Source organism: Priestia abyssalis (genome assembly GCF_002019595.1).
Classification (GTDB): Bacteria; Bacillota; Bacilli; order Bacillales; family Bacillaceae_H; genus Bacillus_BA; species Bacillus_BA abyssalis.
The window spans coordinates 3,728,328-3,750,501 of sequence record NZ_KV917369.1 but is presented as its reverse complement, the minus strand read 5'-3'; the positions used below and the strand labels follow the sequence as shown (position 1 = coordinate 3,750,501).

Sequence of the window (22,174 nt, the reverse complement as noted above, 5' to 3'; positions counted from 1 at the left end):
CACTTTCAAAACATATAGTCACTAAAAGTATACTATCAGAAGAAGTAGTCTAATTTTTGACAATGAATAATAAGTCTTTGTTGGATTAATAGCACCAATACATCCATGTTATAGACTCTTGCTAACTCTTTTTTAGATAGCCGGCGCCCCCCTCCAAAAAATTCGTTATTTCTGAGCAAATGCTGTTTATTACTGTTTAAAAAGGAAATAAAATCAATATTTCGCGAACATTTAGGGGAGATATGGTTTAAAATTCTGTGTCACATCTTGTGACAAAATAGTTTTTAAATTTAGATTTTTGAAAATATAATTAGCCATCGACAATATTTACCATGTTTTTTAAAAGGGAGTGGGATGCAGAGTTATGGAGCAAAAAAAAATCGTCATCATTGGAGCTGGTGTTGTTGGATGCAGTACTGCCTATTATTTAAGCAGAATGGGGCAACGAAACATTACGGTTATTGAACAGGGACCCCTATTTGAAACAGGGGGATCAACCTCTCATGCCCCAGGGCTTGTGTTTCAACTTAGTTTTTCAAAAGTATTGACTGCCCTAGCTTCTCAAACCGTGGAAGCCTTTAAGGAGTTAAGCGCTGACGGACAACCTTCTTTCTATTCGGTAGGAAGTCTAGAAGTTGCGAATACGCCTGAGCGTTTAGAAGATTTGAAACGAAAAGCAGGAATAGGAGCGTCGTGGGGAATGGAGGCAGTGCTGCTTTCACCAGAAGAATGTGCTCAAAAGTGCTCGCTAATTAATCCAGATAACATTTACGGAGGATTGTACGTACCGTCAGATGGAATTGCCAAACCGCTTCGCGCTGTTGACAAAATGGCACACTTTGCAAAATCCCGTGGTACCGAGTTTTACGGCCACACAGAAGTAACCGGGATTAATATTGTAGACGGCCAAGTAAAGGCAGTTGAAACAAGTGCTGGAAGATTTGAAGCTGACCTGATCATTTGCTGTGCCGGATTCTGGGGACCTCGTATTGGTGAAATGGCAGGCGTGACCATTCCTCTTCAACCAATGGCACATCAATATGTGTTTACGAATGATTTACAAGAACTAACTGATGAAACAGAAGAAGTAACAACGCCGCTTATCCGCGATCAAGATAATTCTATATATTTCCGTCAAGTGTTTAATAGTTTAGGGATTGGTTCTTATCAGCATCGCCCATTGCCTGTCGAAGTTAGTGAAATTACCAAGTATGGCGAAACGAAAGAAATGCCATCTGTAAAGCCATTTACACCTGAGGACTTCGAAAAAACATGGCAAGATGCTCTTGAACTTATTCCGGCATTAAAACAAGCAGGTATCAAAAAGGGGATAAATGGTATTTTCTCCTTTACACCTGATGGTATGCCGCTGCTAGGAGAATCCCAAAAAGTACGTGGATTTTGGGTAGCAGAAGCGATATGGGTCACACATTCTGCCGGTGTTGGGAAGGCAATGGCTGAATGGATTGTGAATGGAGCGCCAAACCTTGATTTGGAGTTGTGTGATATTAATCGTTTCGACACATACGCACAAAGTCCAGCTTATTATAAAAAGCGTTCCATTGAACAGTATGAAAAAGTATACGATATTCACCATCCGTTTATGCCGCCGGAAACATCGCGAGATATGCGCGTGAGCCCATATTATATACGTCAAAAAACATTAGGAGCTTATTTTAACGAAAAATCGGGCTGGGAGCAGCCTCAGTGGTATGAAGCAAATGATTCGCTTGTTGCGATGTATGAAAGAAGCATCCTGAAGCGTGAAGGCTGGGCAGCTCAGCATTGGTCACTAATTATTGAGGCTGAACAGTTGCATACACAGCAATATGCGGGCCTTTATGATGTGACGGCTGCCAAAAAGCGGCTCGAGATCAGCGGTGAAGGGGCACTTGAATTTTTGCAAAAATTAACAACTAGTAATATCGATATTCCAGTTGGACATGTAACGAATACATTGATGCTGCATGAATTAGCTGGAATAAAAGATGAGATAAGAGTGATTCGCACAGCAGTTTCCACCTTCTTTATTCTTTGCACGGGAGCCGTTGAAGCGAGTTGGATCAAAAAACAATTGCCACCATCCAGCCGGGTCGTGATTAAAGACTTAACAGCAGGAATGTGCGGCCTAGGTGTAATAGGCCCTAAGGCAAACGAAATTATGCAATCTCTTGCTTCTGAGACCTTTACATTAGGGCAAGCAAAAGAACTGTTTATCGGGAATGTTCCGGTTCTAGCTGTTTATGATTCCTATGCTGGCGTGGAAAGGTGGGAGTTATTTACGACTTTCGATCAGGGGTTGCAACTATGGGATGTTCTATTCGAAGCAGGACGTCCATATCAGCTCATTGCTGCAGGGGACCGTGCCCTTGAAAATCTTCGAATTGAATCGCTTTCGTTAAGAAACGGTAAAGACTTCTGGAGTGAGCATGATCCTTATGAAGCAGGATTGGGGCATATGGTCGACCTTACTAAACCAGCTTTCATTGGAAAAGAAGCATTGCACGACCGTAAGGAGAAGGGACCTCAACTATCGTTAGCCACATTAGTACTGGAGGATCCATCAATAGTTGTAATGGGGTATGAACCAGTGTTTGATGAAGGCAAAACCGTTGGCTTTGTGACAAGTGCCGGTTATGCATACAGCCTGGGAAAAGGAATTGTATTTGCATGGTTACTACCTGAAGCTTTAAAGGAAGGTGATGTATTAAGTATTGAATATTTTGGACAACGGTATAAAGCGAAAATCATGACTCAATCTGTCGTAGTTTCTCAATAACGGAAAAACAGGAGGGAAAGATATGTCCAACCATTATGATGTCATTATCATCGGTTTAGGAGCAATGGGCAGTACAGCTGCCTATCAATTAGCGAAGAGAGGTCAACGGGTGCTTGGACTTGAACAATTTGGTCCTGCACATAACCAAGGGTCAAGTCATGGCGGTTCACGAATCATTCGACAATCTTATTTTGAAGATCCTGCTTATGTTCCCTTATTGCTTCGTGCATATGAATTATGGGATGAGATTGAGAGAGAAAGCGGAGAAGAAATTTTGACGGTTACAGGAGGATTAATGATGGGGCCTCCAGATAGCTTAACTGTATCCGGCAGTATTGAAAGTTCAAAACAGTGGAATCTCGCTTACGAGGTGTTGGAGGCGAATGATATTCGCAGACGCTTCCCGGTTTTTAACCCATCTCCTAACACAATAGCACTATATGAAGAAAAGGCTGGGTTCGTCAGACCAGAACTAAGTGTGTATACCCATCTTCTTCAAGCAGAGAAGCATGGTGCTGAACTTCGATTTTTTGAAGCTGTTCAATCATGGGAAGCGCATCCTTCTGGTGAAGGTGTACGCGTTGTGACAGCTAATGGAACATATGAAGCCGGGAAAATCATTATTTCGGCAGGAGCCTGGGCACCCCAGTTATTAAGAGAACTAGGTGTAAACTTACAAGTGGAACGCCATATTCAAATGTTCTTTGAGCCGACAGGAGGAATAGAGCCTTTCCGTGTTGGCAAGCAACCAATTTATATATGGGAAGCAGATGATTATGTGCAATTATATGGTTTTCCTTCTTTCGGATTAGGCCCCGAAGGAGCAAAAGTCGCTTTCTTCCGTAAGGGGAAACCATGCACACCAGAAACCATTGACCGGAACGTGTATGACGATGAAGTAGAATTGATTAGAGAATATCTTGCCCAAGGTCTTCCACAGTTAAACGGTCGCTTTTTACAAGGAAAAACATGTATGTACACGAACACACCTGATGAGCACTTTGTCATTTCTACACACCCGAATCACCCGCAAGTGGCTGTTGCAGCCGGGTTTTCGGGACATGGATTCAAGTTTGCAAGTGTTGTAGGAGAGATTTTAGCAGATTTAGTGATTGATGGACAAACCAATCACCCAATCAATTTATTCCGTCCGCAGCGTTTTGTGTATCAGTAAATTTTTACGTAACCCGCTCACAAATACCCTATTTGAATGTTTCCAAGAGAATAAAGGAGGAAAGAGAGATGGTAATGGATCAGACGGTAGTAAGTGATAAAGGGAAATTAAAGGCTACATTAAAAGGAGAGTTGTATACATCTCCGGTCGTCTTTGAATTAGAAAAAGAACATATTTTCGATAAATCATGGGTGTTCGTTGGCTTCGAATATGAGGTAGCAGAGCCGGGACGTTATATCACAACAAAGGTGCAGAACGAAAATATCTTAATTGTTAGAGGGAAAGATAATGTGCTGCGTGCCTTCTTAAATGCATGCCGCCATCGTGGAGCCACACTTTGCAGTGATCCTTGCGGCAAAACGGGATTGATCCGCTGCCCATACCATTCTTGGAGTTATGGTCTTGATGGTTCCTTGCTTGGAGTTCCAAATACAAGTGAGTGCCGTGAAGAGTTAGTTAACAATGAAAACTACAGCTTAGAGCCGGTGCACCTTCAAATATGGCATGGAATGATTTGGCTGAACCTATCGGAAAATCCACTACCAGTTGAACAACAATTAGACACGCAAATATTTGATCGTTTTGGCGAGCTTGCTACATTTAGTCGATATCAAATTCAACATTTAAAAGTAGCTCATCGTAAGGAATACGAGGTGGCGGCAAACTGGAAACTCATCGTGGAAAATTTCCAAGAATGTTATCATTGCTCTGCTATTCATCCTGAGTTAACGGCAACTCTTCCTGAGTTCCGTTCAGGTATCGGCACGCAAAATTCAACCGGTGGAGGAGCAAAGTTTAATGATGAGCTGGAAGCTTTCTCATTAAGCGGCAAAGGCAATCGCCCAAAGTTAAAAGGCTTACTTCCAGAAGATGATCGTTTATATTATGGTATAACCATTCTTCCACTCGTATTCATTAATTTAACACCGGATCATGTCATTATTCATCGTATCCTTCCGATTAGTCCGGAGAAATCCAAAGTTATTTGTGAATGGTTATTTGATCCGGAGGAAATGGAAAAACCAGATTTTAATTCAGCAGATGCCGTTGAATTATTCCATCGTGTGAATATGCAAGATTTTGAAGCGTGCGAGTGGTGTCAAGAAAACATGGGATCAAGAGCATACAAAAATGGCGGAATTTTAGTACCAATCGAACAACATGTTTCAAAATTCTACAATTATGTTTTAGAGTCAATAGGCATGAAGGGCGAATAATCAATCTGGTTTGACACGTTGTACGCTATAGCTGGGCTAAGCTATACGTGTCAAACCTCTTTTAAAAGTTAATTTCTTTAATACAAGAGAGGAGAGTGAACATGGAACAAAAATCTAGATTAGCAGAGCCTATTATTCGTGTTACCAATGTGTCAAAAGTGTTCGGACGTCAAAAGGAACAAGCGCTTGAACTGCGAAGGTCAGGACAAGGTAAGTATATGGTCGAACAAGAAACAAAAACAACGGTCGCCATATTTGATGCTAATTTTGAAGTGAAAAAGGGAGAAACCTTTGTGTTAATCGGACTGTCTGGCAGCGGAAAATCAACACTGCTTAGATGCTTAAATGGGCTTGTTGAACCAACGGAAGGCATGGTGTTTCTGGAAAATGACGATATTGCACACATGGCTAGTAGACAGCTTCAACAAGTACGGCGAAATAAAATCGGTATGGTCTTCCAAAATGTTGGACTCTTACCAAACCGAAACGTGATTGATAATGTTACGTTTGGTTTAGAAATCCAAGGTGTGCCTGCAAATATAAGAGAGAAAAAAGGGAAAGATGCGCTTGAACTGGTGGGATTGAATGGTCAGGCATATAAGCGAATTTATGAATTGTCAGGAGGAATGCAACAGCGTGTCGGCTTAGCAAGAGCACTTGCCTCCAATCAAGAAATCCTACTAATGGATGAGCCTTTCTCAGCTCTAGACCCACTTATTCGCCGTGATATGCAAAAGTTGTTTCTCGATATTCAAGGCGAGATACAGAAAACCGTTATTTTTGTGACACATGATCTAGATGAGGCACTCACTTTAGGGCATCGTGCAGCAGTAATGAGGGATGGAGAAATTGTACAGCTTGGAACGGCTGAAGATATTTTGAGCCAGCCTGCAACGGATTATGTAAAACAGCTTGTACAGGATGTTGATTACAGCAAAATTCGCTTGGCAAAGAGTGCTATGATACCAGTTGAAATTTTTGCATATGAAAATGAATCGCCGCAAGTGGTGTTACGGAGAATGAAAACGAACGAACTATCCAGCGTTTTCGTTCTAGATAAACAGCACCATTTATTAGGCTTTTTAGACATTCATAAAGTAGCAGAACTAGTTGATTTTCATAAACAAAATTTAATAGGAAAAGTGGATGGTCAAATACAGTGCGTTCATCCGGATGTTCCTTTAAGAGAAACTCTCCCACTATTTATAAACAATGACTTTCCAGTAGCGGTTGTTGATCATCAAAACCGTTTAGAAGGAATGATTACACAAAATACACTGATTGCGAGTTTAACAGAGCAAATAAAAGCGGCAGAGGAGAAAGGTTTTGAATCTTATCAAATGGAGGTGGGACAAATATGACAACGGCTTCCTCAATCATACCTCGTATTCCTCTAGATGAATGGGCTAATTCTTTCGTAGATTATATGACAGACAGTTTTTCCGGTGTATTTAATGTCATCAATGACATCATGACAAATGTAATTGGAGCGCTTGAATGGCTATTAACGACCCCTTCTCCGCTAGTAATGGTAATGATTCTTGTAGCGCTTGCCTGGTGGTTAACGGAGTGGAAAATAGCAGCTTTCACAACTTTAGGTTTGCTTCTCATTATAAGCTTAAATTTATGGGAAGCATCCATGCTCACATTGTCTCTCGTTTTAGCCTCCACCATGATTTCTCTTCTCTTTGGTGTTCCGTTAGGTATTCTATCTTATCGTTTTGACAGGGTGAGAGCAGTTGTCAGTCCTGCCCTTGATATTATGCAAACCATGCCTGCCTTCGTTTATTTAATACCGGCTGTTCTTCTGTTTGGATTAGGGAACGTAACAGCTCTTATTGCCACTTGTATTTTTGCGATGCCTCCGGCTGTACGTTTAACATTATTAGGTCTTCAACAAGTTCCTGAAACGACTTTGGAGGCAGCTGAAGCATTTGGAGCAACAGAATGGCAAAAGTTAATCAAAGTGCAGTTACCGTTGGCTTTGCCGATGATTATGTCCGGTGTAAATCAAGTCATTATGCTTTCTCTTTCTATGGTCGTTATTTCATCAATGGTCGGCGCAGGAGGTTTAGGAGCAGAGGTACTAAGAAGTATTAGTATGCTGGATGTTGGTTTAGGTTTTATCGGCGGTATTGCAGTTGTCATTATCGCGATTATTTTAGATCGAATGACACACCTTGCTGCTCAGAAAAAAAGGAGTGCTCAATCCGTGAGATAAGAGGAGCTATGATTGGCGCGCCGGTGGATGCCTGATTTACCGCTAGGATATCTGCAGGAAAACTTATATATGTTTTGGCATAAGCCGTCATGTTAATTGGTTTCAACATGACTATATAAGGAGCGATAGGGAAACAACCCCCTTTTTCAAAGATAACGGGTGAGGTTCTGCTAATCAGGAAAATAAATCAGATTGGAGTGGAGGTACAATGAAGCAAACAAGAAACTTTTTTATTACGATTATAGCCATATTAGTGATGATGTTTGTAACAGCCTGTGGCAGTAATAGCGTAACAAGTGGTAAAGAAACAAATACAGTACAAAAAGAAGGGGGAGAGAAAGGAAAGGAAATTACTATTGGATACATACCATGGGATGAAGATGTAGCTGTCACTTTTTTGTGGAAAGCGTTGTTAGAAGAGAAAGGATATAAGGTGAAAGCTATTCAAGCGGATGTTGCACCCATCTTCTCTGGAGTGGCTCAAGGAAATATTGATCTATTTTTAGATGTTTGGATGCCTTCTACACACGCCTCGTATATGGATAAGTTTGGTGATGATTTAGAAATACTGGGAACGTGGTATGATCAAGCGGATAATGGACTGGCAGTACCTGATTATATGGATGTTCAATCAATAGAAGATTTAAAGAATCATAAGGATAAATTAAAAGGAAAAATCATTGGGATTGAACCGGGAGCTGGTTTAATGCGTCTTAGCAGAGAAGCAATTCCTGGTTATGGATTAAATGATTGGACTTTAGTTGAAAGCAGTACACCGGCTATGTTGGCAGAACTGGATAAAGCTGTATCGAATAAAGAATCAATTGTTGTCACATTGTGGCGTCCACATTGGGCTTTCGAAAAATATAATCTGCGTTATTTAGAAGATCCTAAAAAACTTATGAATCCAAACGGGGCCGAAGAGCTTCAAGCGATCAGCCGTAAAGAATTCTCAACAGATTATCCTGAAGTCGCTAAATGGCTTGGAAAATTTAAGATCAGTTCAGATCAGTTAGCAAAGCTAGAATCTGAGATTAATAACGCCAAAAATGAAGCAGAAGGCGTAAAAAAATGGATTTCTGAGAATAGTAGTGTGACAAAAGTCTGGGTGGAGTAATAGCTGAATGATTGTATAAGTGTATTCCAAATAGATAGTAGAAAAACATATTAGAGGGATGGGGTTATGAAGTTAAGAGAACAAATGCCAGAGTTAACAGGTGCAACTGCCTGGATTAATGGGGAAATAACAAAAGAACAATTGGTTGGAGAAAAGGCAACATTACTTCATTTCTGGTCTGTAAGCTGCTATTTATGTAAAAAAGCCATGCCGGACATAAATGAATTACGCGATGAATACACAAATCACTTAAATGTTGTAGTAGTTCATATGTCCCGTTCAGAAGACGATTTGGATTTAAATGTAGTTGAAGCAATGGCAATAGAACATGATGTTATACAGCCTATTTTCGTAGACAGTGAACATAAATTAGCGAATATATTTGAAAATAAGTACGTTCCAGCTTATTACGTATTTGATAAAGAAGGAAAACTGCGACACTTCCAAGCCGGAAGGAGTGGTATACAAAAGCTTTGTAAACATATTGAGCGTGTATTAAATGAAAATAATCAAAAGTTAATTAAAGGGACGACAAGCTAGAATTTTTAAGAATCTAAGGTGTTTGTATATCTTATTACAGAGACCCTTAATTTTTTACCCCAAGCGAATTAAGGAATCGACAAGCAGCTAAGTACGTTACACGAAACTTAGCTGCCTGCTGATTTTAGAGTATCTTTCGTTTTGACAGTGAATGAAAAACAGCTTATCTAGTGGTCGTTCAACAATTGATAAGCTCTTTTTTATAATTGGATCATCATCTTTATAAAAATAAACCTTTATAACGAGAGGTAGATGAAATCAATTGGAGAAATTACGAAAGCCTCTAATGGTGATATCAGGAAGTTATGTCCTTGTTTTTTATTTAGTGATTTTACTATGGTCAGGGACTTCATTAGGAGCAGGAATAGTGGCAATTATGGGGCCTTTGTTAGCACTTATCTTCATAGGAGCAGCTATTTGCAGAATAGAGGAAAAAGAGGAAAAAAGATTTTGGGTGCTTATCTTTATTGGATATTCTAGTTATTTTATTGGAGAGTTAATATGGCGGTATCATTCATCTTATTTAAAAATAGACTACCAATTTCCTGGATGGGCTAATTTTTTTTATAACATGTTTGTAATTTTATATAGTATTGCTGTTTTTTATAAAGTGTATACCAAAGAAAGAAGATACCATGCTGTTCAATTATTCTTTGATTCCTTTATCATTATGACCGTGTTAATAACTATAACCTGGATTTATCTCTTAAGTCCATTATTACATCATTCCCAAACCTCTATTTTTCGTTCCATTATTTTGTTAAGACAATACAATATAAACGAAGGTTGCAGAGGATGAGGTCATTGGTCGGAATGGAGCTCGTATCGAATTTAAATTGGGGCATGTTGGCCATTCTTTGGATATGGATTTTTCTTCGGAACAAACGGGATTGTACAGTAAAGTTCGAACATATTATGTTGCTTGTTTTTGCGCTTGTTATATTATTTAAGTCTCTCTATAAAATGCTACATAGTTATTCGTTTTAGAGAGTTAGAGTGATAATAAAAACCACCTTACGGGGAGATAAAAAAGCATCTGCTCGCCGGCAGATGCTAATTTTTTGACGAGTTTCTTCCTAATTATACAGATTTACTTTTGTGTTCCTTCTTCATATTCCTTGCCAAGTTAATAAAATTGGACTTTTACGAACGGCTAAAATGACATCCCTAATAAAAAAGATATAATCTTTCATGAATGCGTAAAGCAGGGTGAACCTTGCTGCATACTCCCAAACATTTTTTCTTTCAAATCATGTAACTTAAAACAATACAACATAACTTTCTATTTATTTACAATAATTGCAATGGGCATTGGGATGTTGTTGCCCAATTTTTGTTAGCTTAAAACTCATCTCTAAAGCTTAAACATACTACATGTTTAAGTTTTAGAAAAATGAATACATAAATTTACGTAAGGACCTCTGACACAATTAATATGTAATAAAAAGAAACAATTTAAAATGAATTTATAAATAGTAGTTTCGAGGAAGACATATTGTTAGTTATATTTCCTAGGAGGGAAACATATGGGGTATCATACTTGTGAAAAGATGTTTAACTGTGAAAAAGAGTTAACACTTTCTATTATCAGTGGAAAGTGGAAGTTACCCATTTTATGGTGTCTGGGCAAAGAGGGAACGAAACGATTCAGTGAACTGAAGTCTGTCGTCCCGGATATTACCTCAAGAATGCTTACTAATCAGTTGCGAGAACTGGAAAGAGACTTCATTGTTGAGCGTAAAGTCTACCCTGTTGTTCCACCCAAAGTGGAATACTCACTTACTGAAAAAGGAAAGACTTTAATACCGATTCTTGATTCTATGTACGAATGGGGAAAAAACTATATGGAGGCTACTATGAAACAACGATTAGAAAAAATTGAATTTATCGAGTAGAAAAAACACTCTTTCCATTAAGGGATTAACATAATAATTTTTAGTCCGTTTTATTTTAATATCTTAATCCTTGCTGAGAAAATAAAGAGCATGTTATGGCTAATTAACTTCGTCCAAAGGGTTTCTCAAAAGGATTTTACTTTGAAAAGGCTCCGGATTCTTATTAAATCCAGAGCTTTTTTTCTAAGGATCATTGTCCTAATTATGATTGTATTATATTAAATTATTATGCTGTTTCAAACTGTATTAGTCTTTGCTTTAAGAAACCACCAACGACCTTTAATCTTTTTATTCCTTGCTTATTACGTGAAAATTATTCTATCGTAGTTTTATAGATTGCTTGCTGCTTCATCTAAGAATGTACAAGAGTTTCTTCTTCTATTCAAGATTGGCATGCCTGCCAAACATCGTATTGGAGTCTAATCCCTCTTTCGTCATACATCTCAATATCACAGCATCGAACAATAATAAAAGGGTTTGTTCAAATAGTGAAGCCATCGGTTGTATGGTCTTATACTGGATCATTTCCTTATCTTTAGGCGAACCCGGGAGTTTAACGACGATATCTGCTAGTTTCCCTATGGTTGATTCAGGGGAAATGGTTACAACAGCTAGAGTTGCGCCTATATCTTTAGCTTTTTGAGCCATAGATACTAAGCTTTTTGTTTCTCCTGAACCAGATGCAATAATTAAGATGTCATCCTTCTCCAGGTTAGGAGTGACCGTTTCACCCACTACATAGGGATCTAAACCCATGTGCATCATCCGCATCGCAAAAGACTTGGCCATAAATCCAGATCGCCCTGCACCAGCCACAAAGATCTTTTTCGATTCAAGGATGCTGTTGACTAGTTTTTCAGTTTCCTCATCTTTTATTAATTCAGTTGTCTGATACAGCTCTTTTATAATTTCGGCTAAATATTGAGTCGTTTGCATGATTGCCATGCTCCCTCTTATACAAGAGTTTCTTGTTTAATTAATTTTTGCATTTGTGCAGCGACTGCCTTTTTATCTTCCTGGCCTGTAATCCCGCCGCCTACAATGACCAGATCAGGCTGTGATTGTACCACTTCTGGAAGTGTATCTAACTTGATACCGCCTGCGACTGCCGTTTTTGCCTTTTTTACGACACGTTTAATCGTTTGAAGCTGTTCAAAAGGACTTTCTCCAGCTGCTTGAAGATCATAGCCTGTGTGTACGCAAATATAATCTACACCAAGTTCATCAACTTCTCTTGCACGCTGTTCAAGGTCTTTTACATTAATCATATCGACAAGGATTTGTGCCCCTCGTTTTTTAGCTTCTTCCACTGCACCCTTAATCGTTGCATCATCAGTTGCTCCGAGTACAGTAATAATATCTGCTCCAGCTTCCGATGCCTTCATTACTTCATATGCACCTGCATCCATGATTTTCAAGTCAGCCAACACCTGTAAAGAAGGAAATGCTTCTTTAATTTCCTTTACAGCTCTAAGTCCTTCATTAATGACAACCGGTGTACCAATTTCCACAATGTCAACGTGCTCCTGTACCTCGTTTACGACTTCCTTTGCCTCTGGAATATTGACAAGATCTAATGCTAATTGAAGTTTCATAAATCATTCACTCCTCATTTAAATTTTATGATTTTGTTTCTTACAACTTCATTCTAGATTCAAATTTCAGAAAAAGGAAGTACGCACTTTCATCGCATATAGTGTTAAAAAGTATACTGTTGTGAAAAACAGATAAATAAAAAGTTAATTAGTATAAATGAACCTTAAAAAACCACATGCAACAATCTTTGGAAAAGTCGCTGCATGTGGTTTTTGGTTATCTTATAGCTTAACTTATGCTGTTTTTTCTATTCGACCGATTCCTTTCTTTCTCCCTGGCTTTTCACGTTAGTTTCCATGTAGTTTCTTCCCCATTCATACATTGATTCGAGAATTGGCATTAGGCTTTTTCCTTGTTCTGTCAGTGAGTATTCTACTTTAGGCGGTACAACGGGATAGACTTCACGATGAATAATAAGGTCCTCTTCTAGTTCTCTCAATTGGTTGACAAGCATTCTTTGAGTGATACCTGGTATGAGAGCCTTTAGCTCGTTAAATCGCTTTGTTCCCTCTTTACCTAAATGCCATAAGATTAACATTTTCCATTTACCACCAATAATAGCAAGTGTCAATTCTTTTTCACAGTTAAACGTCTTATTACAAAGATGCCCCATTTGTTTCCCTCCGTTCTTAGTACAACAACAGTATACTTTTAGATACTATATAAAAATAAAGTGCGTACTTACGAATGAATATTATAAACACTATACTTAGTTCTATACAAGTGATAAAGAACACAGGAGGGGATGGAATGAACAATTTAACTATTTCAAATGATGGGAGCGCTCTTGATACGTTAAAGAAGCTGGAATTGGATTCTATGACCTTTGTATTGTTTGGAGCAACAGGGGATTTGGCAAAGAGAAAAATTTTCCCCGCGTTATATAAGTTATTTCTTGATGACAAGATGCCTAACTCATTTTCAATTATTGGCTTAGGAAGAAGGGAATGGTCTGACTATACTTTTCAAATTCATGTTGAACAATCAATTCAAACATTCTCCAGGCATTCAATTCATGATTCTTCTAAGATGGAAAAGTTTCTTGACGCATTTCGATATTGTTCCCTGGATGTAGCGGAGCGTGAAGGATATAAAAGGTTACTTGAAACTATTGAAAGACGTGAAGAGCAGTTAGGCATCCCTGAAAACCGCATGTTTTATTTATCTGTTGCACCCGAGTTTGTGGATGTTATTGCGTCAAATATTAAGGAAGGCGGGATCATTCCTCAAACAGGATGGAAGCGACTCATTATAGAAAAACCATTCGGACATGATTTGAAGTCTGCTTTAGAGTTAAATGAAAAATTAAGCCAGACATTTGAAGAAGAGGAGATCTATCGCATTGATCACTATCTCGGCAAGCCGATGGTCCAAAACCTTGAAGCATTAGAATTCGCTAATCCCGTGCTTCAAGCGTTATGGAATAATCAGCACATTGCTAATGTGCAAATCACGGCCAGTGAGACGGTTGGAGTAGAAGGGAGAGCCGGTTATTATGACCAGGCAGGGGCCATACGGGATATGTTTCAAAATCATTTGCTGCAGCTTTTGATGATGACTGCCATGCATCTTCCCAAAAAAATCAGTGCCAATGAAATCAGCAGTGAGAAAAGAAAAGTTATGGAGTTTCTGCGGCCACTGCGAAAAGAACAGGTGGCGATAAATGTTATTCGCGGCCAATATGGCCCAGGAGAAATACATGGAGAGCCGGTTGTTGGATATAAGGAAGAGCCTGGAGTGAATGCTTCCTCAACAAATGATACGTTCATTGCAGCTCGTTTATGGATTGATGATGCTTTTTGGAGTGGAGTACCTTTCTATATCCGTACGGGAAAAAGAATGAAGAAAAAACTGACACGTATTGTGATTGAGTTCAAAAATCCGTTAAAAGATTTGTATAAATCTCAGCAAGAAGAGGTAACTGCTCCTAACCTTCTAATCATTCAAATTAATCCGAACGAAAGCATTTCTTTGCAGTTAAATATGAAAAATCCATTAACAAATCAAATCGAGCCTGTTCATGTAGATTTTTCAGCCAGTCCGGAGGATGTACCGGAAGCGTATGAGCTCTTGTTGTTCGATGCTTTGCGCGGCGACTCAACGTTCTTTGCGCATTGGAAGGAAGTTGAATTATCGTGGAAATGGGTACAGCCAGTGCTCGAGGCGTTTGAAGAAAATCTCCTTCCGATTCATCCTTATCGTTCAGGGGCAGTGGGTCCAGATGCTTCCCAACGATTGCTGCAGGAGGACGGCTTTAATTGGTGGGAGTCCTAAGCTTCTGTATAGGCTGGATGTTCGCCGGGTAAAAGCTGGTTTACAAATAACCATAGACGCTTCGTAGAAAAAAGACGAGAGGCAAAAAGAAAACAGATTGCTATAAAACTGCTTATAGGAGGAGATCGACATGAAGGTGGGATTAATTGGTTTAGGAAAAATGGGATTAAACCTTGGTAAAAATTTAATGGATTACAAGCACGAAGTAGTAGCATTTGATTCAAATCCCCATGCGGTCGAAGAAATGGAGAAATATGGAGCTAAGGGTACTTCCAGTTTGTTGGAACTTGTTCAATCATTAGAGCAGCCAAGAGTCCTTTGGTTAATGGTTCCTCATACAGTTGTTGATTCAATGATTAATGAACTTACGCCGTTTTTAAATAGTGGGGACATCGTCATTGAAGCCGGGAATTCTCACTATAAGGAATCCATTGACCGGTACAACCGGTTAAAGAAATATGGTATCAGCTTTATGGATGTTGGAACGTCCGGCGGGATGGAAGGTGCTCGTAACGGAGCTTGTTACATGATTGGAGGGGATCTTGAATCCTGTAATGTCGTAGAATCTATATTCCGCGACACTGCAGTAGAAAACGGATATTTATATGCAGGAAAAGCAGGGAGCGGTCACTTTTTAAAAATGGTCCATAATGGGATTGAATACGGGATGATGGCTGCCATTGGTGAAGGGTTTGAGGTATTAGAGAAAAGCGAATTTGATTATGACTATGAAAAAGTGGCGAGAGTATGGAACCATGGATCGGTGATTCGTTCATGGCTCATGGAGTTAACTGAGCGTGTCTTTTCTAAAGATACAAAATTAGAAGAAATCAAAGGGATTATGCATTCTTCCGGTGAAGGAAAATGGACGGTTGAAACAGCTCTGGATTTACAAACAGCCACACCTGTTATTGCCTTGTCCTTATTGATGCGTTACCGTTCCTTAGAAAACGATACCTTTACAGGGAAAGTAGTAGCTGCTTTGCGTAATGAATTTGGGGGGCATGCTGTAGAGAAAAATGAGAATACAGTAAAAGTTTGAGGAGAAAAATGATTTGAAAAATTTGTATATAAGCAGTAGAGAGACTATTTTTAAGTAGAAGGTCCTATATAAATATTTAAATGAAAGGGAGAAGGTTTCATGGCCATTTCTTTTGATTACTCGAAGGCATTACCGTTTATGAAAAAGAGCGAAATCAATCATCTAAGTGAATTTGTAAAAACAGCTCACAATATGCTGCACGAAAAAAAAGGAGCAGGATCTGATTTTCTCGGGTGGGTTGATTGGCCCGTTCACTATGACAAAGACGAATTTTTAAGAGTTAAGGAGGCTGCTGCAAGAATTCGCAATCAGTCAGATGCTCTTATTGTGATTGGTATCGGCGGTTCTTATTTAGGAGCCAGAGCGGCAATTGATGCCTTGTCCCATAGCTTTCATAATCAAATGAACGGCACAACACAAATTTACTTTGCCGGCCAAAATATCAGTTCCACTTATATTAGTCATTTATTAGACCTATTAAAGGATAAAGATATCTCCATTAACGTCATCTCTAAATCGGGAACAACGACGGAGCCGGCCATTGTTTTCCGTATTTTCCGTGATTATATGGAGAAAAAGTATGGGAAAGAGGAGGCAAGAAAACGGATTTATGCTACCACTGATCAAGCGAAGGGAGCATTAAAACAACTTGCTGATAAAGAAGGATATGAAACCTTTGTGATTCCAGATGATGTGGGCGGAAGATATTCTGTTCTGACAGCTGTTGGTCTCTTACCTATTGCTGCAGCTGGACTGAACATTGACCGAATGATGGAAGGTGCAGTAGAGGCTTACCATAAGTACAATGATCCAAATCTTTTAACCAATGAGTGTTATCAGTATGCCGCTGTACGCAATGCCCTTTACCGTAAAGGAAAAGGCATCGAGTTGCTTGTTAACTATGAACCATCTCTTCATTATGTATCTGAATGGTGGAAGCAGCTATTTGGAGAAAGTGAAGGGAAGGATCAGAAAGGTCTCTTTCCTGCATCGGTCGATTTCACAACTGATTTACATTCCATGGGCCAATATGTGCAAGAGGGTCGCCGCAATTTGATAGAAACGGTGCTGCAGGTTAGAAAACCTCTTATTGAGCTAACGATTCAAGAGGATCCAGAAAATATCGACGGATTAAACTTCTTGGCCGGTAAAACCATGGACGAAGTCAATAAAAAGGCATTTGAGGGGACAGTATTGGCCCATATAGACGGGGGAGTCCCCAACTTACTTGTTGAGCTGGATGAAATAAATGAATATACCTTTGGTGAGGTGGTTTATTTCTTTGAAAAGGCTTGTGCTATCAGCGGACACCTGTTAGGTGTAAATCCGTTTGATCAGCCGGGAGTAGAGGCTTATAAGAAAAATATGTTTGCCTTACTTGGCAAGCCTGGCTTTGAAGATGAAAAGGCTATTCTTATGAAACGATTATCGAATTAAATAGTGTGTTATCTCCAGCTTTCAATGAGACTTACTTTGCGGATTCAGAGTAAATTGTCTTCTGAGAAAAATTGAAAGATTTATTGGGTTATACCGGGCAGGTCTTAAGATTATTTTTAATGAATGATGAGACTTTAACATTTATCCATCGAAATCAAATTGGGTATACATATTGTTTAAGATGGGTTTAAACAAAGGCTTAATTGGTAGAAAAAGGCGTACAAAGCAAAATAGAGCGAATAACATAGTCCGAAAATATGATGCTAGTGCAAAAAACTTTAAATTTTTGCACTAGCACCGAAAGTTATATATTTCAGATCTGTTTGGATGGGAGTGAAAATTAGTGACGGAAAATGCTCTTTTCTATCGGTATAAAAAGGTGATGACTATAAGGGCAGTAACAGAAATAACCGGTTTATCTGAAAGGCAAGTACGCTATTACGAAGAGAAAAAACTTGTTTTTCCAGAACGTACAAGGTCAGGGATTCGTAAATACTCTTTTTTCGATATTGAGCTAATAATAGATATTGCTGAAAAAATAAAAGAGGGACTTCAAATCGAGGATATTCGCATTAGACTCATGAAACATAAAAATCAAGTAGAGCAGCCGAAAACAATTCTGCATTAATTCAATAAGAAAAGGTTGCTCTCATGAAATGATTAGCTAAATTAAAAACTTAATCTTTATTCATAGGGGAAGAGAAGAAAGGGGAAGACTATGAAGCTAAGAGTCAATATCAGCTGCGTACGATACAATCCTTTGACGAATTTGCCAAACAAGTGGAACATTATATGAGAACAACTGAAGAATTTGGAGCAGATTTTATCATATTCCCGGAAATTGTCCGAATGGCGAAGGCGAAGGGGGCTGGTATCATTTTCTGTCCGTCTTGTACCGATGACCGTCATGGGTTCCATCGTGTCCGCTACACTAGCCACGCGAGGGCAATAGAAAATCAAGTTTATGTTGTCACTACCGGTACAGTTGGTTCTCTTCCTACAGTTGACTTTATGCGGGGCAATTTTGGACAGGCAGCGGTGATTACACCAAACGATGTTCCATTCCCTCCCAGCGGTGTTCTAGTAGAAGGGGAAATCAATCAACATATGATTGTAACGGCTGATTTGGATCTAGAGCTATTGTATCAGGTTCGTGAAAGTGGTTCTGTCACCACATGGCGTGATCGTCGAACCGATCTTTATCCGGATTGGGAGATAAAAAAGAGTTCGCTCTACAGGTATAAGATGGACCAAATTGAAACCCCTTGGCGCTTAAGGAGTTTCAATTTGGTCCTTTTTTCGGACACTCTTGATGAATCAACATGTTCGGCTTCTCAGGAAGTCTGAAAGCTGTATAAAAAAGTCGGGTTTTTGAACTAGCAAAGTCTATACGATAAAGTACATAGAGCAACCTGGAGTTTTGGGTTTGACGTTATCATTCAAAGCTCTGTTTATGATGTATTTAAAGAAAAGCTGCTAGCTAAAGTAAAAGAGATAAAAGTAGGCCAAGGGTTAAATAGTGACACTTGGATGGGACCATGTGCGAGTGAAGGCCAATTAAATAGGGTATTGGATTATATTGAAAAAGGAAGAGCGGAAGGCGCAGTGCTTTTATATGGCGGCATGAAAAAGTCTAGTTCTCTTTCACATGAACAAGGTCAAGCAGCAATCGAATTTTTCACCAATATTAAAACAGTATTTGTGAAAGGATAAAAATAGCAAGAGGGGTCAAAAGGAAATAAAGAAATCCTTTTGGCCCCTCTTGTTGTAGAGCCTAAACCTGTCATGTGAACCAATCAAAAAATAAAGTGAGCCACAATTACAATGATAGGAAGAGCAATTAATGTGCGAATCAAGAAGACCAGCACCAAATCTTTAAAACTAATTGGAAGCTTAGAACCTAGTATCAAGCCGCCAACTTCTGACATATAAATCAATTGGGATACGGATAAACACCCGATAACGAAACGTGTCATTTCGCTTTCAATCCCGCTGCTTAAGATGGCAGGAAGAAACATGTCCGCAAATCCGACCAAGATGGATACGGAAGCCTCTGAAGCTTCTGGTATTTGCATTAAAGTCAGTAACGGAACAAATGGTGCTCCAATCCATTCGAAGAACGGTGTATACTCAGCTACTACTAAAGAGAGGGTACCGATGGCCATGACGACAGGAATGACCCCGAGCCACATATCGATAACATTTTGGATTCCTCCCTTTATAACAGAGGCTGCATGACTATTTTTCTGTGCTTGTTCAACAGCTTTTACTACGCCCCATTTAAACGGTGTAGTATTTGCAGGGATGCTGGTTTCCTTTTCCATGTCAATTTCCTTGCAATACGTGTCTTTCTTTCTAGAGAGTGGAGGAATGCGAGGCATTACAATCGCCAATACGATTCCTGCACCTGCAACGGTAAGATAATATGGTAAAAACATATGCTCCAGTCCTAGCTCAGTAATGACAACAAGCGAAAAAGTAATAGAAACGACCGAAAAGGTAGTACTAATGACAGCGGCTTCCCGTTCCGTGTAATAACCATCTTCATACTGCTTATTCGTAAGGAACACACCAATGGTACCATCACCAATCCATGAAGCAAGGCAGTCCATAGATGAACGTCCCGGCAATGTAAAGATCGGCCTCATAATTTTTGCAAATAATGAACCGCATAGGTCGAGCAGTCCAAAGTCAAGAAGAAGGGGCAAAAGCAACCCTGCAAACAAAAACGTCGTTAATAAAACGGGAATCAATCCTGTTAACAAAAAACCGCCCGTATTTTCTGACCAAATGGCTTCCGGCCCTACTTGAAAGAAAGCCATTATGGCAAATACAAAACCGATGGCGCGGGCTAAGAAAAATGGAGTACTTACATTAAATAAATTAGACCAAAAACGGGAGTTTACTAGAAATGCTGGTTTCACGAGCTTGATTAAGCTGCTCCCTAAAAAGGTAATTCCCATGATGACAATCGCAACAGCAGGTATGTATTTTTCTAAAACCCCGCCTAATCCTTGCGCCATTATGGCAACAGGAACGGTTGTCCCGTTTTCGTATGGAACAGGAATCATAAAAATTAATACTCCGATTAGAGATGGAATGATGAATCTTAAATAGTCAGCCAATGAATATGTCTGAGCTTGTTCCTTTTCTACTTTCTTTACAGATAATCCACTCATCTATATCCCTCCTAATTTATTATTTATCCCACCTTAACGGGCAGTAAAACTCCCACTTCAAGATTCGAGCGAAGCCAAGAAGATAAGTGGGAGATAACGGCCCTTAAAGATCCGATAAGTCTCGCTAACCATCAGTGGGGGATGAAGAAAACCCCCACTGATGGCAGTCTCACTTTATACAACTTAGTGTTATTTCGTCGCCTGTAATTTGAAAGCGCTTCCGCATTGTTGTAAGGTAACTAAGATGTAGAGGTTTGAATGATTCTCTCATAATGATCATATTCAATGAATCAATCACGCAGTTTCTGAGCCAAAATGCATAGGCTAAATTTCTTCGAATTTAATGGCTTAAGGGAAGGGCGGCTTCTTATCCAATTGGATGATAGGCGGTAAATAGCCAAGCTTTTAAAAAAGCACTTGGCTACTTTTATCCGCTTGATTCACTTTGTTAAAAGTCAATCATATCAAAGCAGCTTGTCCCCGAATAATGAACTCATTAAGGCAACAGCGACACTAGCTGTTTTATTACGCTCATCTAATATTGGATTGATCTCTACAAACTCTGCAGATGTAATGATATTAGCTTCAAAAAGCATCTCCATAGCAAGGTGGCTTTCCCGATAACTAATACCTCCCACAACAGGTGTCCCTACTCCGGGTGCATCATCTGGATCAAGTCCATCTAAGTCAAGCGATAAATGTACACTATCTGTACGCTCTTTCAAATAAGCAATCGTTTCTTCCATTACTTTCGTCATACCTAATCGGTCAATTTCGTGCATGGTGTATACTTTAATACCTTTTTCCTTGATCAATTCTTTCTCGCCTTCATCTAAGGAGCGGGCACCAATAATGACGATGTTCTCGGGTTTTACTTTTGGAGTATAGCCTCCAATATTGGTTAGAGCAGGATGGCCGATTCCCAAGCTTACAGCTAAAGGCATACCATGTATATTTCCGGAAGGTGATGTTTCGGCTGTATTTAAATCACCATGGGCGTCATACCAAATAACTCCTAAACTATCAGAGTGTTTTGCTGCACCGGCTAATGTTCCAATCGCGACACTGTGATCTCCTCCTAGAACTAAAGGAAATTGATTTAAGCGAACGATTTCATCTACTTTTTGGCTTAATTTTTCAGTAGCGTCTGCTACGGCTTTTAAATTTTTCAAGTTAGTATCTGTATCAGTTTGCGCTCTTTCTCTAATCTCGACTTTTATGTCTCCTTCGTCATGTACTGTGTAACCAAGGTTTTCGAGTCTTTCGCTTACACCCGCATATCGAATAGCGCTTGGCCCCATATCTACCCCTCTTCTAGTTTGACCAAGGTCCATTGGAATGCCGATAATTGAAATGTCTTTTATCATGATTAAATCTCCCCCATCCATTTTTTCTCTCCCTAGTTTAAGGGTAAAAGGGCAAATGACTCAACTCGACATTTTTTTTAATATTTATACAATTCCAATTAATTGGGAGATTTAGTATAAAAAACACTTTTTGTGATGGGTCTAAAACTTATAGGACTGCTCTTTATTTCATCGAATATATCCTTTTGTGCAAAAAAAATTTGCTTTAAATATATCGAAAAATAGATAGTGCAAAATATTGTGGCATGAAATAAAGCTTGAAATTGATAAAAGAGCAAAAAAAATTGGCGAATATCAATAATTTAACTCTAGAAAGCCCGGATTTTCCAAGAAGTT

At 39.2% G+C, this 22,174-nt stretch carries 18 protein-coding genes and 2 pseudogenes; 15 read left to right on the top strand and 5 right to left on the bottom strand.

All coding sequences use genetic code 11. The features are described 5' to 3' along the window. Positions 1–364 precede the first annotated feature (364 nt). The 9 genes from BK575_RS17965 to BK575_RS17920 all read left to right on the top strand — a co-directional run bounded on the left by BK575_RS17965 (position 365) and on the right by BK575_RS17920 (position 10,943). Complete coding sequence (locus tag BK575_RS17965) at positions 365–2,779, top strand: GcvT family protein (protein ID WP_078412289.1); 2,415 nt, start codon at positions 365–367, stop codon at positions 2,777–2,779. Positions 2,780–2,801: 22 nt separating this feature from the next. Beyond that, complete coding sequence (gene solA / locus BK575_RS17960; RefSeq protein ID WP_078412287.1) at positions 2,802–3,953, top strand: N-methyl-L-tryptophan oxidase; 1,152 nt, start codon at positions 2,802–2,804, stop codon at positions 3,951–3,953. Positions 3,954–4,021: 68 nt separating this feature from the next. Then, on the top strand, positions 4,022–5,170 hold the full coding sequence (locus BK575_RS17955; protein WP_078412285.1) for an aromatic ring-hydroxylating oxygenase subunit alpha: 1,149 nt from the start codon (positions 4,022–4,024) through the stop codon (positions 5,168–5,170). A 101-nt stretch (positions 5,171–5,271) separates the two neighbouring features. Then, entirely contained in the window at positions 5,272–6,531 is a 1,260-nt protein-coding gene (locus tag BK575_RS17950) for a quaternary amine ABC transporter ATP-binding protein (RefSeq protein ID WP_078412283.1), read from the top strand. Next, a complete protein-coding gene (locus BK575_RS17945; protein WP_078412281.1) occupies positions 6,528–7,391 on the top strand; it encodes an ABC transporter permease in 864 nt (287 codons plus the stop codon). The genes BK575_RS17950 and BK575_RS17945 overlap by 4 nt, the downstream gene beginning before the upstream one ends. A gap of 208 nt (positions 7,392–7,599) precedes the next feature. Beyond that, positions 7,600–8,508 carry a glycine betaine ABC transporter substrate-binding protein gene (locus BK575_RS17940; RefSeq protein WP_078412279.1) on the top strand — a complete coding sequence of 303 codons (909 nt, stop codon included), beginning with the start codon at positions 7,600–7,602 and terminating at the stop codon, positions 8,506–8,508. Between the two features lie 66 nt (positions 8,509–8,574). Further along, positions 8,575–9,048 carry a TlpA family protein disulfide reductase gene (locus BK575_RS17935; RefSeq protein ID WP_078412277.1) on the top strand — a complete coding sequence of 158 codons (474 nt, stop codon included), beginning with the start codon at positions 8,575–8,577 and terminating at the stop codon, positions 9,046–9,048. 262 nt (positions 9,049–9,310) lie between these two features. Next, on the top strand, positions 9,311–9,847 hold the full coding sequence (locus tag BK575_RS17930; RefSeq protein ID WP_139368068.1) for a hypothetical protein: 537 nt from the start codon (positions 9,311–9,313) through the stop codon (positions 9,845–9,847). A 727-nt stretch (positions 9,848–10,574) separates the two neighbouring features. Then, the gene (locus tag BK575_RS17920) at positions 10,575–10,943 is read left to right on the top strand and encodes a winged helix-turn-helix transcriptional regulator (protein ID WP_078412271.1); all 369 of its coding nucleotides are present in this window, start codon (positions 10,575–10,577) and stop codon (positions 10,941–10,943) included. Between the two features lie 378 nt (positions 10,944–11,321). On the opposite strand, the gene hxlB is transcribed toward BK575_RS17920, so the two are convergent. The 3 genes from hxlB to BK575_RS17905 all read right to left on the bottom strand — a co-directional run bounded on the left by hxlB (position 11,322) and on the right by BK575_RS17905 (position 13,152). Continuing rightward, complete coding sequence (gene hxlB, locus BK575_RS17915) at positions 11,322–11,879, bottom strand: 6-phospho-3-hexuloisomerase (protein ID WP_078414849.1); 558 nt, start codon at positions 11,877–11,879, stop codon at positions 11,322–11,324. Between the two features lie 17 nt (positions 11,880–11,896). Continuing rightward, a complete protein-coding gene (gene hxlA, locus BK575_RS17910; RefSeq protein WP_078412269.1) occupies positions 11,897–12,538 on the bottom strand; it encodes a 3-hexulose-6-phosphate synthase in 642 nt (213 codons plus the stop codon). Positions 12,539–12,786: 248 nt separating this feature from the next. Continuing rightward, positions 12,787–13,152 (bottom strand): winged helix-turn-helix transcriptional regulator, encoded by a 366-nt coding sequence (locus BK575_RS17905; RefSeq protein ID WP_078412267.1) that lies wholly within the window; start codon positions 13,150–13,152, stop codon positions 12,787–12,789. A gap of 197 nt (positions 13,153–13,349) precedes the next feature. On the opposite strand from BK575_RS17905, the gene zwf reads away from it, so the two are divergent. The 6 genes and pseudogenes from zwf to BK575_RS17875 all read left to right on the top strand — a co-directional run. Beyond that, the gene (gene zwf / locus BK575_RS17900; protein ID WP_078414848.1) at positions 13,350–14,813 is read left to right on the top strand and encodes a glucose-6-phosphate dehydrogenase; all 1,464 of its coding nucleotides are present in this window, start codon (positions 13,350–13,352) and stop codon (positions 14,811–14,813) included. Positions 14,814–14,943: 130 nt separating this feature from the next. Beyond that, complete coding sequence (gene gnd / locus BK575_RS17895) at positions 14,944–15,855, top strand: phosphogluconate dehydrogenase (NAD(+)-dependent, decarboxylating) (RefSeq protein ID WP_078412265.1); 912 nt, start codon at positions 14,944–14,946, stop codon at positions 15,853–15,855. Positions 15,856–15,954: 99 nt separating this feature from the next. Further along, complete coding sequence (locus tag BK575_RS17890; protein ID WP_078412263.1) at positions 15,955–17,292, top strand: glucose-6-phosphate isomerase; 1,338 nt, start codon at positions 15,955–15,957, stop codon at positions 17,290–17,292. A 343-nt stretch (positions 17,293–17,635) separates the two neighbouring features. Then, positions 17,636–17,920 (top strand): MerR family transcriptional regulator, encoded by a 285-nt coding sequence (locus BK575_RS17885; RefSeq protein WP_407984354.1) that lies wholly within the window; start codon positions 17,636–17,638, stop codon positions 17,918–17,920. A 62-nt stretch (positions 17,921–17,982) separates the two neighbouring features. After that, positions 17,983–18,507 (top strand): annotated as a pseudogene (locus tag BK575_RS17880) (nitrilase-related carbon-nitrogen hydrolase); the annotation flags it as partial. A 216-nt stretch (positions 18,508–18,723) separates the two neighbouring features. Continuing rightward, positions 18,724–19,005: pseudogene (locus BK575_RS17875) on the top strand (aldehyde dehydrogenase family protein); the annotation flags it as partial. An 83-nt stretch (positions 19,006–19,088) separates the two neighbouring features. Here BK575_RS17875 and BK575_RS17870 read toward each other — a convergent pair. Continuing rightward, entirely contained in the window at positions 19,089–20,471 is a 1,383-nt protein-coding gene (locus BK575_RS17870) for a YjiH family protein (protein WP_078412259.1), read from the bottom strand. 464 nt (positions 20,472–20,935) lie between these two features. Next, positions 20,936–21,838, bottom strand: coding sequence for an arginase (rocF, locus tag BK575_RS17860; RefSeq protein ID WP_078414845.1), 903 nt, complete (start codon positions 21,836–21,838; stop codon positions 20,936–20,938). Positions 21,839–22,174: the final 336 nt, after the last annotated feature.

What these genes read in the sequence shown, in the direction of transcription:
- hxlA (WP_078412269.1), bottom strand. Translation starts at nt 12,538, where the DNA reads ATGAAACTTCAATTAGCATTAGATCTTGTCAATATTCCAGAGGCAAAG.
- BK575_RS17965 (WP_078412289.1), top strand. Translation starts at nt 365, where the DNA reads ATGGAGCAAAAAAAAATCGTCATCATTGGAGCTGGTGTTGTTGGATGC.
- BK575_RS17905 (WP_078412267.1), bottom strand. Translation starts at nt 13,152, where the DNA reads ATGGGGCATCTTTGTAATAAGACGTTTAACTGTGAAAAAGAATTGACA.
- BK575_RS17955 (WP_078412285.1), top strand. Translation starts at nt 4,022, where the DNA reads ATGGTAATGGATCAGACGGTAGTAAGTGATAAAGGGAAATTAAAGGCT.
- hxlB (WP_078414849.1), bottom strand. Translation starts at nt 11,879, where the DNA reads ATGCAAACGACTCAATATTTAGCCGAAATTATAAAAGAGCTGTATCAG.
- solA (WP_078412287.1), top strand. Translation starts at nt 2,802, where the DNA reads ATGTCCAACCATTATGATGTCATTATCATCGGTTTAGGAGCAATGGGC.
- BK575_RS17870 (WP_078412259.1), bottom strand. Translation starts at nt 20,471, where the DNA reads ATGAGTGGATTATCTGTAAAGAAAGTAGAAAAGGAACAAGCTCAGACA.
- BK575_RS17950 (WP_078412283.1), top strand. Translation starts at nt 5,272, where the DNA reads ATGGAACAAAAATCTAGATTAGCAGAGCCTATTATTCGTGTTACCAAT.
- BK575_RS17890 (WP_078412263.1), top strand. Translation starts at nt 15,955, where the DNA reads ATGGCCATTTCTTTTGATTACTCGAAGGCATTACCGTTTATGAAAAAG.
- BK575_RS17920 (WP_078412271.1), top strand. Translation starts at nt 10,575, where the DNA reads ATGGGGTATCATACTTGTGAAAAGATGTTTAACTGTGAAAAAGAGTTA.
- BK575_RS17935 (WP_078412277.1), top strand. Translation starts at nt 8,575, where the DNA reads ATGAAGTTAAGAGAACAAATGCCAGAGTTAACAGGTGCAACTGCCTGG.
- BK575_RS17945 (WP_078412281.1), top strand. Translation starts at nt 6,528, where the DNA reads ATGACAACGGCTTCCTCAATCATACCTCGTATTCCTCTAGATGAATGG.
- gnd (WP_078412265.1), top strand. Translation starts at nt 14,944, where the DNA reads ATGAAGGTGGGATTAATTGGTTTAGGAAAAATGGGATTAAACCTTGGT.
- rocF (WP_078414845.1), bottom strand. Translation starts at nt 21,838, where the DNA reads ATGATAAAAGACATTTCAATTATCGGCATTCCAATGGACCTTGGTCAA.
- BK575_RS17940 (WP_078412279.1), top strand. Translation starts at nt 7,600, where the DNA reads ATGAAGCAAACAAGAAACTTTTTTATTACGATTATAGCCATATTAGTG.